10 protein-coding genes are annotated in these 15,048 nt (G+C 62.3%); 7 read left to right on the forward strand and 3 right to left on the reverse strand.

Translation table 11 applies throughout. The features are described 5' to 3' along the window. The first annotated feature begins 2 nt into the window (after nt 1-2). The 3 genes from AC1DDG_RS01105 (at nt 3) to AC1DDG_RS01115 (ending at nt 2,748) form a co-directional block, all read left to right on the forward strand. Nucleotides 3-413, forward strand: a complete 411-nt coding sequence (locus AC1DDG_RS01105; protein ID WP_476874639.1) for a DUF2304 family protein — start codon at nt 3-5, stop codon at nt 411-413. Continuing rightward, nucleotides 410-1,510, forward strand: a complete 1,101-nt coding sequence (locus tag AC1DDG_RS01110; protein ID WP_476874640.1) for an acyltransferase — start codon at nt 410-412, stop codon at nt 1,508-1,510. The genes AC1DDG_RS01105 and AC1DDG_RS01110 overlap by 4 nt, the downstream gene beginning before the upstream one ends. 95 nt (nt 1,511-1,605) lie before the next feature. Continuing rightward, complete coding sequence (locus tag AC1DDG_RS01115) at nt 1,606-2,748, forward strand: glycosyltransferase (RefSeq protein WP_476874641.1); 1,143 nt, start codon at nt 1,606-1,608, stop codon at nt 2,746-2,748. A gap of 78 nt (nt 2,749-2,826) precedes the next feature. Here AC1DDG_RS01115 and AC1DDG_RS01120 read toward each other — a convergent pair whose 3' ends face one another. Together AC1DDG_RS01120 and AC1DDG_RS01125 are read right to left on the reverse strand one after the other, a co-directional pair. Beyond that, nucleotides 2,827-6,012 (reverse strand): GH25 family lysozyme, encoded by a 3,186-nt coding sequence (locus AC1DDG_RS01120; protein WP_476874642.1) that lies wholly within the window; start codon nt 6,010-6,012, stop codon nt 2,827-2,829. A gap of 383 nt (nt 6,013-6,395) precedes the next feature. After that, the gene (locus tag AC1DDG_RS01125) at nt 6,396-8,492 is read right to left on the reverse strand and encodes an acyltransferase family protein (RefSeq protein WP_476874643.1); all 2,097 of its coding nucleotides are present in this window, start codon (nt 8,490-8,492) and stop codon (nt 6,396-6,398) included. A 112-nt stretch (nt 8,493-8,604) separates the two neighbouring features. Between AC1DDG_RS01125 and galE the strand changes: the two genes are divergently transcribed. Next, the gene (galE, locus tag AC1DDG_RS01130; RefSeq protein ID WP_476874644.1) at nt 8,605-9,624 is read left to right on the forward strand and encodes a UDP-glucose 4-epimerase GalE; all 1,020 of its coding nucleotides are present in this window, start codon (nt 8,605-8,607) and stop codon (nt 9,622-9,624) included. A 37-nt stretch (nt 9,625-9,661) separates the two neighbouring features. Here galE and AC1DDG_RS01135 read toward each other — a convergent pair whose 3' ends face one another. Next, nucleotides 9,662-11,788 (reverse strand): acyltransferase family protein, encoded by a 2,127-nt coding sequence (locus AC1DDG_RS01135; RefSeq protein ID WP_476874645.1) that lies wholly within the window; start codon nt 11,786-11,788, stop codon nt 9,662-9,664. Between the two features lie 189 nt (nt 11,789-11,977). On the opposite strand from AC1DDG_RS01135, the gene AC1DDG_RS01140 reads away from it, so the two are divergent. From AC1DDG_RS01140 to AC1DDG_RS01150, 3 genes are read left to right on the forward strand one after another with little or no spacing between them, the layout of a single operon-like run. Next, a complete protein-coding gene (locus AC1DDG_RS01140) occupies nt 11,978-13,201 on the forward strand; it encodes a CpaF family protein (protein WP_476874646.1) in 1,224 nt (407 codons plus the stop codon). Continuing rightward, nucleotides 13,198-14,055 carry a type II secretion system F family protein gene (locus tag AC1DDG_RS01145; protein WP_476874647.1) on the forward strand — a complete coding sequence of 286 codons (858 nt, stop codon included), beginning with the start codon at nt 13,198-13,200 and terminating at the stop codon, nt 14,053-14,055. Before AC1DDG_RS01140 ends, AC1DDG_RS01145 begins: the two co-directional genes overlap by 4 nt. After that, complete coding sequence (locus AC1DDG_RS01150) at nt 14,052-14,993, forward strand: type II secretion system F family protein (RefSeq protein ID WP_476874648.1); 942 nt, start codon at nt 14,052-14,054, stop codon at nt 14,991-14,993. The genes AC1DDG_RS01145 and AC1DDG_RS01150 overlap by 4 nt, the downstream gene beginning before the upstream one ends. Nucleotides 14,994-15,048 lie beyond the last annotated feature (55 nt).

Below are 15,048 nucleotides of genomic sequence, written 5' to 3' on the forward strand. Positions count from 1 at the left end.
TTGTGCAGATTATTGTCCAGATAGTTCTTGTCCTGGCCGTTGTGGTCATGTCGCTGGCACTAATGCGCGGAGGGTCCAACGCCCGGCACCTCGCCATCCGGCGCATCATGCTGGTGCTCTTTGCCCTGGTGGCTGCGTTTTCCATTTTCTTCCCTGAGTTGTTGACGCGGGTCGCGAGGCTTCTGGGCATCGGCCGTGGAACGGACCTGGTCCTTTACGGCCTTGTGGTGAGTTTCCTGGTGTTCATGGCCACCACGTACCAGCGGTTCCGTCATATGGAGGCGACGCTTACGAAGCTGTCGCGCAGGATAGCCTTGGATGAGGTGGGACTCCCCGGCAAGGCGGAGCAGCCCCAGAGCGAGGGCACGCAGGACCACCGGCGTCTGACACCGCCGGCCACCGGGGGACAATGAGTTCGGTTCAGGCCGGCACGCAACTGAGCGGGACCCGCATGTCCGAGCGGCCCCGTACACGGGACTTTGGCCTCGACATACTGCGGATCGCCAGTATCTGCGGAGTTGTGGCGATCCACGTTTTCGGCCACATGGTTGGACGCGCGCCGCGCGACAGCCGTGCGTGGTGGATTGCGATGGCGATCGACGTGGGCTGGATCTGGGTTGTGCCTGTGTTCGTCATGATTTCCGGCGCGCTGATGCTTGGGTCCAAGCAACTCACGGAGAGCCCTGGGATTTTCTATCGACGTCGAGCGGCCCGCCTGGTACCCGCACTGATCGCCTGGAACCTCATTTACCTGGTTGGCGTGCGGTTCTGGATGCGCGGCGAAGTTATCCCGCTGCCGCGGATTATGCAGCTGCTGGTTGACGGGTCGGTGTTCACCCAGCTCTACTTTCTCTGGCTGATCGCCGGGCTGTACGCCGTGGCGCCATTCTTGGCGTCGTTCCTGCGGGGCGGCGGCCGAGTAAGGGCTGCGACTGCCGCCGCATCGTTTCTTGCCGCTGCGCTGGTCTTCTACATGATTCCTGGAATCCTGGTCCTCTTTGGCATTTCGCGCCCGATTCATCTCAACTTCCTCACCCACTGGATGCCCTACGTGGGTTACTTCCTGGCCGGCTATGCTCTGAAGGATATCCGGCTCAAGGGGTTCAAGCTGGCGCTTGCCGCTGTGGCGACGGGTTGCCTCATTGCGGCAGCCATTTGGCATTACAGCCATAAGGGCGTCTTTCCGCTCCTCGATGCGGTTTCCTCCGTTTCCTACGTTGGCGTGCTCGTGGCCCTAGCAGCGCTGGGCGTGTTCGTCGTGACGCTTTCCCTCACAGCCAATCTCACCGTGAAGCGGGCGGGCAGGGCAATCGTGGCTCTGTCGAATGCAACTTTTGGCGTCTTCCTGGTACACCTCGTCATCTTTGAAGTCATCCGGCTTCAATTTCCGGAAGTTGCCGCCGGTAAATCTCTGGCCGCCATCTTCGCTGCCTATGCCGTGACAGTGGTTGGCAGTTTTGCCGTTTCGCTGGCCGCGCGGCGCGTTCCTCTGCTCAGAAGCATCTTCTAGTCCTTCCGGCCGTCCCCCGTGCATTCGCCCCAGGGGAGGCCGGCAGGTCAGGTCTCCGGCTAACAGGCGCGCGGGCGTCTGGGATAATGAGTCATATGACTGAGCTCCCCTCGCTGCTGATCCTGACCTTCTCACCCATACGCTCGGATCCGAGGGTCCTCAAGCAGGTCGAGCTGTTCAAGGACAAGTACAGGGTGTTCACGTGTGCCTACGGTGGGGCCCCGGAGGGAACCGAAGGTCATTTCCCTTTGCCCGATGATTCGCGCGGCTGGCCGTCGGACAAGCTGGGCCTCGTGTCCCGCCGCTATTCCCGCGTTTATGACGGACTGACTGCCGTGTCGGCTGCACGGAAGATCTTGCCGCGCGGCGAATTTGACGTCATTCTGGCGAATGACCTGAACACGTTGCCGCTGGCGCTGGAGCTCCAGCCACGGCTCGGCGTCCATGCAGACCTCCACGAGTTCGCACCGCGCGAAAAAGAGGACGATCTGAAATGGCGCCTGTTCGTTGCACCGTTTATGCGATGGCTTTGCCGCCGCTACTTGTCCCTCGCCGCCTCGGTCACCACCGTCTCGCAAGGCATCGCGGACGAGTACACCAAGGATTACGGCGTGGCGGCCGGAGTCGTGACTAACGCGGCACCATACTCCGAGCGGGACGTGCGCCCTGTCAGTTCGCCGGTGCGCCTGATCCACAGCGCTGCCGGGCAGCGCTACCGGAAGCTTGAAAACTTCATCGAGGCAATGCGGGACGCGCCGGATTGGCTCACCCTTGACATGATCGTCATGCCCAACGAGCCGGAATACGTCAATGAGCTCAAAGAGAAGGCTGCAGCAGTGCCGGCGATCCGCTTCCGCGACCCTGTGCCGTACAGCCAGCTGGTGTCCACCCTGAGCGAATATGACGTCTCACTCGTATTCCTGCCGCCCACCAACTTCAATCTCAAGAACGCGTTGCCGAATAAGTTCTTCGAAGCCGTCCAGGCGCGCATCGGCCTGATCGTAGGCCCATCACCGGCCATGGTGTCGATCGTGGAGCAGTACGGATTGGGCGCCGTGACACTGGATTTTTCTGCCGGCTCTTTGCGCGAAACACTCCATAGCCTAACCGCCGAAAAGATATCAATGTGGAAGAGGGCTGCGGATGCTGCAGCCCGGCCGCTCTCAGCCGAATCCCAGGTGATGGCCTGGCAGAAAGCGGTCGAGGACATCGTGGGGTCCCGGCACGCCCGCGCCTAGCCTGTTAGAAGCCTGCCGACGCCATTAACGAACGGCGGCTCCCGAATGGGAGCCGCCGTTCTTGCCTGCAGCCGGCGTCTAGCCCGCGGCGGACGACGCCGAAACGAGTGCCGCCGCGCCCACCGACCCTGCCGTCCACGCCGTTCCCCACCTGCGGCCGGCGAGCACCGCGTAATAGCGCAGTTCTCCCGAGGTCCGCACGGCCAGGACACCCTTGCTGGCAGCGCCCGCAAAACCGGCGGTGGCGGAGAACTGGCGGAAGTTTTGCCACCCGGAGCCGACTACCTTTCTGGTTTCCGGGATGAATTTGTTGAGTCCGGTGGAGCGGTAGAGCTTCATGGAGCCCACTGTATTGACAGCCAGAAGGTCCTGCTTTCCATCGGAGTCGAAGTCGACCATGGCCAGCCTGAGGCCACCCCAGCCGGTGCCGATCCTGACAGGAGCGCTGACGGCGCCTCCGGAACCATTGGCCCAGTAGTTCAATTCACCGTTGGCGCCATAGCCGACCAGGCCCGGATATGTGGACCCGGAAACCCATTTGCCGGGAACAATCGTGCTTCGGTCAAAGCCTGCTGTGGCGACCGCAATCTGTCCGCTGAAGCCGCCTGTCTTTGAACCCAGGTACGCAGACAGCCCGCCCGTGAACTTTTGGGCCAGGACGTCCGGCACGCCATCGCTGTTCCAGTCCACAACGTTGAGGGATTTCATTCCTGACCAGCCGATGCCAATCTGGTAGGCGCCGCCGACGCCCGCGGAGCCGCCTGCCGGGCGGTTCCACAGTCCGCCTGTCGAATCAACTGTGAGCACATCGGCCGTGCTTGTGATCGCCCGTCCGGAAGCGAGGAAGGGGCTCCCCGAAATGAGGGTGTTTGACCAGCCTGAGGTAAGTACAGACTTCTTGCCGAAGGCACTCTGCGCGAGGGGGTAATAGTTCAGCGTGCCGGCGCCGTCGCGGGCAAGGATTCCGTTCGATGTAGGCGCCGTGAATCCCTTTGCCGAACTGATGCTGTTCATGGCGTTCCACCCAGTGCCGATGACCTTCCGCGGTTCGCTAATAAACGAGCCTGAGCCGTTGGATCGGAACAGCTTCATCGAGCCCAGATAGTCGACACCGGTGATGTCCTGGTTGCCGTCCCCGTCTGCATCAATGATGGCGATGTGAATGCGGACGAATCCTGAGCCGATGGCAGCTGCAGGCGAGAGAGCACCGCCCGAAGCATTGGCATAGAACTGGAGGGACCCGTCGTTTTTGCGTACAACGACGCCTGGATACTTAGAGGTCTTCAACCACGGTCCAATTGCGACTTCGGCGCCGGAAAGGCCGGATGCCAGAACCGACGGGGCGGCAAAGCCGCCGGCGGACAGCCCTAAGCGGATGCTGAGTGCTCCGGCCGTGCTTAAAGTGGCTAAATCCTGGAGGCCATCGGCATTCCAGTCAGTGACGTGGACCGAGGCGAAGCCGGTGAACCCAGTGCCGATCTTGACGGCCGTTCCTATATACCCTGTGCCCGAGGCATGGCGATAGAGGTCTCCCGCCGCATCAATGGTTAGGATGTCTGCGGCAGTGGTGATTGACGGCGTCGGCTTCGGTGCGGGAGATGGAGCAGCGGTGTTGATGTTCTCACCGCCGGCGATGAGGTAGCCGTTCCAGCCGACACCGATTGGGGACACCTGGCCCCAGGCCGAATTGCCGGGCACCGGGTAATAGCTGAGCTGGCCGTCGCCGTCTCTGGCCATTAGACCACCCGTGCCGGCGCCCTTAAAGTTAGTGGTGACCGTCACGCTCGTCATGCGCTGCCACCCGCTTCCCACGGTGGGACGGCCTTCGGCAACAAAGGCGCCGCTGCCGTTTGAGCGGTAGAGGCGCAAGACGCCGGCGGGATCCTGAGCGAGGACATCTTGGCTGCCATCGCCGTCGAAGTCCAACATGGTCAGGTTAATCCCGCCCCATCCCTGCCCCAGCGAGGTGCCTTGGCTAAGGGTGGAGCCCCCACTGTTGCGCCAAAGACTTAGAGCCCCAGAAGAATCGTCACGGGTGATGATCTGGGGATAGTAGCTGCTGTTGAGCCAATATCCGATAGTTAGCTGGTAATTGGCCCAGCCGGCAGCTGCAAGGACGGGACCGGCCGTAAAGCCGCCGGCTGCGACTCCTAAATATACGTTTACGCGGCCGGACGTCCATTGGGCAACAAGATCCAGGACGCCGTCCGCATTCCAGTCGATGGCGTTGATTGAACGCAGGCCTCGCCACTCTTGGCCAATTTGCTTCCGCGTGCGGAGCGATCCGCTGCCGGTTGCGGGATAATCCCACAGGACGCCGGCGGCGTCCGCCGCGACTACGTCCCCAAGGGACGTGATGGATGGGCTGGGGACAGCGCCGTCGGGTTGGGACGCAAACTTCTGCAGGCCCGCGAAGTCGCCGTTCCAGGCGTTGGAGTCGCCGGCAAATGGGCCTGAGCTGCTGTACTGCCAAACACTGTAAGTGCCCCAGCCGTTTGGCATATTGCCTACGTACGTTGAATAGGACGCAATGTGCAAGGGCTGGTTGCCAAAAGCGCCGGAGTTCCCGGTGCACGTAGTCCACCAGTCCGTGGTCGTGTAAATCATGGGCAGCCGCCCGGTCCTGGCCAGAACCCTGTTGGAAAAGGCAGCGATCCAGTTGACCATGGCGGTTGGGCTCATGTTGTAGCACGTGTTGCCCAGTGTCGTGTACGGGTTGTACTCGATGTCGAGAAGGGGCGGCATAGTTTTCCCGTCACCGGTCCATCCGCCGCCATTATTGACAAAATAGTCGGCCTGAGCGGAAGCGGTGGATACGTTTGGGAGTGCGAAGTGGTAGGCGCCGCGAATCAGGCCCGCCCCGACGGCGCCGTCATACTGGGCTCCGAAGGTCTCGCTCTTATACGACGTACCCTCCGTCGCCTTAACGTAGGCAAATCTGGCGCCGAGGTTGTACTGGGACGCCCAGTTGACCGTGGGCTGATGGCTGCTGACATCGAGGCCCTGGATGCCGGGGGCCATCCAGGTGTTGGCGGCTTCCGGGGTTAGCGCATAGGTCGATGCTCTTCCAGGCTGCCTGGCTAGTGAGGTGGCATGGCTCTTGGCGCCTTGGCCCATGAAGGAGCCGTTTTTTCCGATCTCCGCACGAAGAGCTTCCATGTCTACCGGCTGCGGGGTCGGCTCCTCAGCCGGTGCTGTGACCCCGGTGACCTTGGCGGCTGAAGTGGCCGGTGCGCTCTCGGCAGCGGGCGGAGCGCTGTCCACCCCAGGAGTCACCTTCGGCGCGGGGGCTTGAGCGATGTCGCCAGAGCCTGGGGCTGCGGGCGGTGCGGGGGCAGCCTGGGCAGGAAGTACACCTCCGGTGCACAGCATTGCGGACAGCAGGGCGGAGCTCCCCAGAAGACCCAGTCGCCTGGCCTTCACCGCGAAGGCGAAGGACAGTCTGCAATTAGAGGAACGATCCATGTAGTACTCCGTAGCCTAGAACTGCCAGCTGAAGTGGCCTCGGGTGCTGGACTGCTATCCCCGAGTTGAGTCCCCCTTCACACCTGCGGCGGTGTTCGCGGCTCATCCTAGCATTCACGGTATAGAAGTGACGAATGTGACTGCTGTGACTCTTGTCAACTCACGGTCGTAGGGGAGCACTTTCAACTCTTTGGGAGTTGCCGCGCTATGTAAGGAGCCAGCGCCCGCGCATACTCGGCGCTCAGATGGGAGTAATCCCTGTAGACGATCATGGAACCTATTACGGGATAGCACGTGGAGTTGTCGCAAAAGAGGTCGCGCAGAGAGAGCCGTTTGACGCCTTGCCGAACCATGGATTGTGCGGCCCGTGTTATAGCCGCACCAGGGGGAAGTGCCTGCCCCACCGGAACGGCACACGCTGTGGTATTGCCGGTATTCTTCGCCAGACAGGTGGGAACGGATTGCCCACTAGTTCGCGGAACGTCATCAAAGACGACGACGCGTTTGCCCCCGGTCATCCATCGTCGCCATTCCTGGGAAAATCCGTCAGGGCCCGGATCTTGGAGCTTCAGGCCTTCCGGGGACATGTATGTATACGCGGTGGAATAGGCGGCAGTGATAACCGTTGTTATCGTCTTGTCGGCGAGGAGCTGGTCATTGAGCTTTCGGCCCCAGGCGAGACAGTCGCGCTGGTTCGCGTCGTTTTTTTCGGAGGCCAACACGCGACGCGCTGCCGTGGCGGGACAGGAACTCTTTGTATAGGCCTTGATGTGCCAACCGCGGTTCTGGGCAAGCGCTTCAATCGCCGGGATCCAGGCCGTTGCGTGTGAGTCGCCCACAATTGCAACTGTCTCGCGGGCCTTGGCAGGGCTGACGCCCAGCTCGCAACTTACGACGTCCGCTCCGGCAAGACCTGCCTGGCATTCCGGATGAAGAGGCTCACTGTTCTCCTTTGCCACTTGCGCGGGCGTGGGACTGGGAGGTTGCTTTCCTGGCACAGGCCCGCAACCGTTGGCCGGATTCAGCGCGCCTGGTCCGTAGCAGACGCCGAGTTCCGCGGCGAGGTCGCCGTTCTGCGACGTGTAGGCGGACGCGGTTAATCCGAAGCATAGCGCCACCGTCAGCGCCATGCCGATGGCGCTGAATGAGAATGATCTTCGCGAGTTGGCCAAAAGCGGTCCGCGGCGCACGGGATCCTCGATTGCTATCTTTGTGCCCCAAGCCAGTCCCACGGATGCCAGAAGTATCGCGATCTTTTCGTGCAGCGCTGGTGTATGGCCAAGGAGAAAGGGCGCCACCACGACTAATGGCCAGTGCCAGAGATAGAGACCGTAGGACACGTCCCCCAGGAAGGTCATGGGTTTGCGGGACAACCACCAACGAGGGTGAAGAGCCCCGGTGTTGCCGCTGCAGAGCAGAACAAGTACCGTGCCAGCCACCGGGACAAGTGCCGTCCACCCCGGAAAGGGCGTGCCGCCGTCGAAATTGACGGCGGAAAACGCGATCAGCGCGAGGCCCGTCCACGCCAGGCCGGAAGCCCGCCGCCCGGAGGATTGCCGCCCGTAGAGGAGGAGGGCTGCCAGCGCTCCGGCGACAAACTCCCACACACGCGTTGGTGTTACAAAGTAGGCGACTGACGGCGACTGTGCAGTGAGGACGACGGAGTAGGTGAGCGAGGCCACGCCCAATGCACCAATCCCTGCAACCATTGTTGTACGGGTGGCTGCAAGCCGCCTCATGCCGACGGCGAAGGCGGGCCTTCGAGAGATGTACAGGAGGGCCATCAGTAGGAGCGGCCAGAAGAAATAGAACTGCTCCTCGACCGAGAGCGACCAGTAATGCTGGACGGCCGTGGCGTCGTTGTGCTGAGCGGAATAGTCGACGGAGTCCCCGGCGAGAATCCAGTTTTGTACATAAAGTGCGCTGGCCCCTATCTGCCGCGCAGACACTTCCCAAAGGGGCGAAGGAACCCACAGGAAAACTGCCAGTAAAGACGCCAGCAGCACAAGCATTGATGCAGGCAGCAACCGGCGGATCCGTCGGGCCCAAAACTTGAGCAGCTCTACGGGAGATCCATCGCGAACGTCTCGGTAAATGTGGGAGGTGATCAAATACCCCGAAATGACGAAGAAGACATCGACACCGACGTAGCCACCGGTCAGGGCACGCGGCCAGAAGTGGTAGAGCACAACACAGAGGACAGCGACGGCGCGCAGGCCCTGAATCTCCGGCCGAAACTGGCTGCTCTTCGCTTGACGGCTGGTCGCGCGTTGGTGCACTTCAGGCGATTCTACGGTTTGGGTTGGCGACACAACGCGCCACTTTACCGCGGAAGGCAGGAAAGCCCGAGCCGATGAAGAAGTAGTAGTCAGCTGCCCTAGACTTGTGGCCATGAAAGTTTTGGTCACTGGGGGCGCCGGCTATATCGGATCACACACTGCACTTTGCCTGCTTGAGGACGGGCATGAGGTCGTGGTGCTGGATAACTTGATGAACTCCAGTGTCGATGCCGTGCGGCGGGTCGAGGAGCTCACTGGCGGGAGGATCGATTTCCGGGAGGGCGACCTCCTGGACTATGGGGCCGTCGACGGCGTGTTTGCCGAAGGCGGTTTCGACGCCGTCATCCACTTTGCCGGCCTCAAGGCGGTGGGGGAGTCGGTCGAGAAGCCCCTCTGGTACTACAAGAACAACGTTGTGGGCACGCTGAACCTGCTGGAGAGCATGGAGAAGGCGGGCGTGCGGCGGCTGGTCTTCAGCTCGTCTGCTACGGTGTACGGCGCCTCGGAGCACGTACCGCTGATCGAAAAGTCGCCGCTGGACGCGACCAATCCATATGGCAGGACCAAAGAACAGATCGAGGACATCCTCTCCGACCTGAGCGCGGCGGATCCGCGCTGGAGCATCGCGTTGCTCCGGTACTTCAACCCGGTGGGCGCGCACGACTCCGGGCGGATCGGTGAAGACCCCCACGGCATTCCCAACAACCTGCTGCCGTTCGTGGCCCAGGTGGCGGTGGGCCGCCGGGAGAAGGTCATGGTGTTCGGCAACGACTATCCCACGCCCGACGGCACAGGAGTGCGGGACTACATCCACGTCATGGACCTCGCGGCCGGCCACCTGGCCGCCCTGCACTACCTGGAGACCAAGACCGGCGCTTTCCGGTGGAACCTCGGGACGGGAAGGGGGTCTTCCGTGCTGGAAGTCATCGAGGCTTTCGGCGCCGCGGCCGGGCATCCCATTCCGTACGAGTTCGCACCTCGGCGGCCCGGCGATGCGGCTGTAAGTTACGCCGACGCCTCGGCGGCTCTGGCCGATCTGGGCTGGTCTGCACACCGGGACCTGACACAGATGTGCGAGGATCACTGGCGCTGGCAGAGTTCAAACCCGTTCGGCTACGCAGGAAAAGCCTGATTGTTCCGTTGCTTGCCGGGCAGGATGCCCCGGGCGGCTAGGGCTTGGGGAGTTGCTTGGCCATGTACGGAGCGAGTGCCCGTGCATACTCAGCGCTGATGTGGGAGAAGTCCCTGTAGACAATCATGGAGCCCACAACAGGGTAGCAAAGGGCCTTGTCGCAAAACTGGTCACGAAGGTTTATGCGGTGCACGCCCTCGGAAGCCATGGCCTTTGCGGCGTTGGTGATGGCGATACCGGCGGGATACGCCTTGCCGACTGGAACGGCGCAATCCAGAGCATTTTGATGGCGTGCGAGGCAGGTAGGAACGTACTCGCCGTTGGTCCGCGGAACGTCATCGAATACCACTACACGCTTGCCTGCGGTCATCCAGTGACGCCACACTTCGGCGAATCCGTCGACGGCGGGGTTCTGCAGCTTCTTGCTGTCTGGGGACATGAACGCAAAGGCAGTGGAGTAGGAAGCGGCGAAGACGGTGGTGATCTTCTTGTCCGCCACCAGTTCGTCAGTCACTTTTTGTCCCCAAGCGAAACAGTCACGTTGATTTGAATCGGTCTTCTCCCCCGGCTGGACGCGAAGTGCGGCCGTGACGGGGCAGGAGCTCTTGGTGTAGGTCTTGATGTGCCAGCCGCGGTCTTTTGCCAGCGTCTCAAGGGCGGGGAACCAGGCTGTCGCGTGGGAGTCACCGACCACGGCCACTGTTTCCCGCGCCTGTTCGGCGTCCACCCCCAAGTCGCAACTCACGATGTCAGTCCCGACGGCGTCGGCCTGACACCCCGGGTGAAGGGGCTGCGTATTCTGCTTGGCCACAAGCGCGGGTGCGGGGCTCGGTGACTCCTTGCCTACGACCGGACCGCAGCCATTAGCCGGAACCAGTGCTCCAGGTCCGTAGCAGTCTCCAAGCTCAGCCGCACGGTCAGCGCTCGGCGTCGAGTAGGCGGATGCCGTCAGGCCAAAACACAACGCGACGGTGAGGATCATGCCGCCTGCCGTGAAGGCGTAGGCCCGCGGGGAAGTCTTGAGTGCCCGGCCGCGGCGCAACGGATCCTCAACGGTCAGCTTGGTGATCCATGCCAGAAGGATCGATGCCAGCAAAAGCAGAATTCTTTCTGGTGTGGTCATCGCGTGGCCAAGGACGAACGGGACAATGACGATCAGCGGCCAGTGCCAGAGATATAGGCCGTAGGACACATCGCCCAGGAACGTCATGGGCTTCCGGGAGAGCCACCAACGCGCGTTCATGACCGCAGTGTTCCCGCTGCAGACCAGTACGAGGGCTGTTCCGGCCACGGGAACCACGGCCGTCCACCCGGGGAAGGGGGTGCCGCCGTCGTACGTGAGCGCCGAAAAGGCGATCAGGAGCAGTCCGGCCCAGGCGAGAGCCGAGGACAGCCGTCCGGAGTATTGCCTTCCATTGAAGACGAGGGCCATCAGGCCGCCGGCGGCGAATTCCCAGACGCGGGTGGGGGTTGCAAAGTAGGCGACCGAGGGATTTAGTGCCGTCAGAACGATTGAATAGACCAGCGATGCGGTGCCGACTGCCGTGATACCTGCAATCATCATTGCTCTGGGTGAGCCAAGACGGCCCAAACGCCTGGCGACCGCGGGCCGTCTGGCAACGAACAGCAGCGCCGCCACCAGGAGGGGCCAGACGAAGTAGAACTGCTCCTCCACCGAGAGCGACCAGTAGTGCTGGACGGCTGAGGCGTCGTTATGCTGTGCCGAGTAATCAACGGAGTCGCCGGCAAGGATCCAGTTCTGGACATACAGGACACTGGCGCCGATTTGACGGGCAGCAACTTCCCAGAGAGTGGAGGGGACCCACAAGAAGACTCCGAGCAGCGACACGAGCAGGACCAGTATCGAAGCGGGGAGCAGCCGACGGATCCTCCGGGCCCAGAACCGAGTGAGTCCTACTTTTGAACCGTCCCGGACTTCGCGATACATGTGCGCAGTGATCAGGAAACCGGAAATGACGAAGAAGACGTCGACGCCGACATAGCCGCCGGTCAACCGCTGTGGCCAGAGGTGGTACAGCACGACAATGACGACCGCGATAGCCCGCAGTCCTTGGATTTCAGGTTGATATGGACTCGGCGTCAGCGGCCCGCGGTCTGCGAGCGGGCGCTTTTCTGGCGTTTCCAGGATCCGGATTGCTGACACAATGAGCAATTTTATTGCGAAGCTGCGTGCCGCCGCGAATGCAGACCTCCAGTTGGCTGTCCGCCTCTCGGCCGGACCTTCCTGTTTATCCACAACTTCCCCATATGACTTCATTCGGGGGTCGCCATCCTTTAGCTTTAACCCAATTGGACTGTCTCCGCTGGGGGCGGCAGTCGTTCGGGGGAACGCATGGATGCTGTACGGATAGTCGAGGACGAAGTCCGGGAGCTGATTCGCAGACGTGGTCTTGACCCACTGCGGCAGACCGGTGAGGTCAGGCGACTGGTGGACGCGGCAGTGAGCGATTACGACGAGCGTGCCCTGATGGGACCGCTTCCGCCCCTCGGCCCTTTGGAGCCGGCCCGCAGGTTCGTTTTCGACGCGGTGGCCGGCTTCGGTGCCCTGCAGCCTCTTCTGGATGATCCGAGCATCGAGGAAATCTGGCTGAACGCCCCCACCGAAATTTACGTGGCCCGGAACGGTGAGTCCGAGCTGACGTCGCTCAGCCTCACGGACCAGCAGGTGCGCGACCTCGTGGAGCGCATGCTGAAAAGCTCAGGCCGGCGCCTCGACATGTCCTCACCGTTCGTGGATGCAGCGCTGCCAGACGGGTCTCGGCTCCACGTGGTCATCCCGGACGTGACCAGACGCCATTGGGCCATCAATATCCGTAAGTTCGTGGTCAAGGCGAGCCGCCTTGAGCACCTGGTTGAGCTGGGGACACTGACGCCTCAGTCTGCTCGGTTTCTTGGTGCAGCGGTGGCCAGCGGCCTCAACATTCTCGTGTCAGGATCCACTCAGGCGGGTAAAACGACCATGCTGAACTGCCTGGCCGCCAGCATCGGCAGCCGTGAGCGGGTCATCACGGTGGAGGAAATCTTTGAACTCCAGTTTCCGCTGCGCGACGTCGTGGGACTTCAGTGCCGCCAGCCCAACCTCGAGGGTGAGGGCGAAATACCTCTACGGCGGCTGGTCAAAGAGGCCCTCCGAATGCGGCCGGACCGCCTGGTGGTCGGAGAGGTCCGGGAAGCAGAAAGCCTCGACATGCTCATAGCCTTGAATTCGGGGCTGCCTGGCATGTGCACGGTCCACGCGAACTCTGCGCACGATGCGGTGACCAAGATCTGCACGCTTCCGCTGCTGGCAGGCGACAACATATCTAGCGCCTTTGTTGTCCCGACTGTGGCCTCGTGCATTGACCTCGTGGTCCATTGCAGCCGGCAGGCGAACGGTCGCAGGCAGGTGACGGAGATCCTCTCCCTCGGCAGGCGCGTCGAGAACGGCATCATTGAGTCGTCCATGGTTTTCTCCGTGACCGACGGCCAGCTTCAGCCAAAAGCCAGCTCGATGCCCGCAGCCGAAAAGTTCGCGAGGGCAGGTTACGACGTCGCGGCCCTCTTGGAGTCCCGTTGACGGCGCCGCTGCTTGGCGTGCTGACCGGGGCGGGACTGTTCCTGATCTGGTGGTCGGCTTGGGAGCAGCCTGCGGCCGCCAAGCGCGACCCCCGGACCAGCCGCCTGCAGGATTTGCTGCTTGCCGCCGGCATTGAAAGGGTCACGGGGGCAGGTCTCGTCGGCAGTTGCCTGGGGCTCGGATTATTCGTAACCCTGGTGTTCTTCGTCCTGAGTAAATCGTGGCCGATTTCCTTCTGCTTCGGTCTGTTCGGGGCCTGGCTTCCGGTGGTGGTGGTCAGATGGAGGGCCCGACGCCGGACGGCAGTTTTGCGGCGGTTGTGGCCAGACGTGGTGGATCACCTCAGATCCGCCATCAGGGCAGGGCTGTCACTGCCCGAAGCTCTTATTCAGCTGGGGGAGAAAGGGCCGGAGGAACTCCGCCACGTGTTCCGCGACTTCGGCTCCGACTATCGGGCGGGCGGCCAGTTCGATGCCTCGCTGAACAAACTAAAGGAGCGCCTGGCCGATCCGGTCGCCGATCGCATCATCGAGGCGCTCAGGCTCACGAGGGAAGTCGGAGGCTCGGATCTCGGCAAGCTGCTCGGGACCCTGGCCGAATTTCTCCGCGAAAGTGCCAGGACCCGGAGTGAACTGGAAGCCCGGCAGTCCTGGACCGTCAACGCGGCCCGCCTCGCAGTAGCCGCCCCGTGGATCGTGATGGTGTTGCTGGCGAGCCGCCCGGAAGCGGTTGCCGCCTACAACACCCCCATGGGGGCCGGGGTCCTGCTCGGCGGGCTGGTGGTCTCCTTGGTCTGCTACTCCATCATGCTGCGGATCGGTGCTCTGCCCGAGGAAGAGAGGGTTCTGCGATGACGACCGTCCCGGCCGCCGCTGTCGTGTGCGGCATAGTTCTTGGCGCCGGACTGTGGCTCCTGCTAGTCCGGCTCCCGTTCATGCGGCCCACCACCTTTGTCGAACGCATCGAACCGCAGCTCAAATCCCAGAACATGGAGTCCCGCCTGCTGAGGGCTGCCGACCACAACCTCACGCCCTTCGGACCGCTCGAACGTATTGTGCGTCCGCTTATCAGGGACGGGATGGCGAAGCTGGCCAGGTTCAACCTTGGAACCTCCGCGCTTACCCTGAAACTGGCGCAGGCCGGGATCAGCAAATCGCCTGTTCATTTCCGTGCCGAACAACTGCTCTGGGCTGTGTCCGGGTTCGTGGCGGCTGTCGGCATCATCGCCTTGGGCGCCGCGGCCGGCAGATTTAGTCCGGTGCTGGCCGTCGTGGCTTCGGCCGGAAGCGCGCTGGGCGGAATCCTCTTCCGTGACTATTGGCTGGGTGTCCAGATCAAAAAACGGGAAACCAGGATGATGGCTGAATTTCCGAGCCTTGCCGAGCTGATGGCGCTCGCTGTGGGCGCGGGAGAAAGTGCCACCGGTGCTCTGGACCGGGTCTGCAGAAGCGCCCGAGGGGAGCTGTCCAAGGAGTTCGAAAAAGTGCTTGCAGAAACCCGTGCCGGCAAGCCTTTGGTGGAAGCGCTTCAAGAGTTCTCCGCCCGGACGGACCTCGGACCGCTGATCCGCTTTGTCGACGGCATCATCGTCGCGGTGGAGAGGGGCACACCCCTGGCCGACGTCCTGCGGGCCCAGGCGCAGGACGTCAGGGACACCGCCAAGCGCGAATTGATGGAGTCCGCCGGAAAGAAAGAAATCGCCATGATGGTTCCCCTGGTCTTTGGAGTGTTGCCGCTCACGGTTGTCTTCGCCGTGTTCCCCGGCCTCGCTGCGCTGAGCCTGAGCCTTTGATGCCGCCCCTACCCGACCTCCCTGCAGAAGACCGAATTCCTCTATCCAGCAACCG

It is taken from the genome of Arthrobacter sp. 10L430 (genome assembly GCF_056395245.1).

Excerpts from the sequence above, each read along its gene's own strand:
- AC1DDG_RS01115 (WP_476874641.1), top strand. The coding sequence starts at position 1,606 with ATGACTGAGCTCCCCTCGCTGCTGATCCTGACCTTCTCACCCATACGC.
- AC1DDG_RS01110 (WP_476874640.1), top strand. The coding sequence starts at position 410 with ATGAGTTCGGTTCAGGCCGGCACGCAACTGAGCGGGACCCGCATGTCC.
- AC1DDG_RS01140 (WP_476874646.1), top strand. The coding sequence starts at position 11,978 with ATGGATGCTGTACGGATAGTCGAGGACGAAGTCCGGGAGCTGATTCGC.
- AC1DDG_RS01150 (WP_476874648.1), top strand. The coding sequence starts at position 14,052 with ATGACGACCGTCCCGGCCGCCGCTGTCGTGTGCGGCATAGTTCTTGGC.
- galE (WP_476874644.1), top strand. The coding sequence starts at position 8,605 with ATGAAAGTTTTGGTCACTGGGGGCGCCGGCTATATCGGATCACACACT.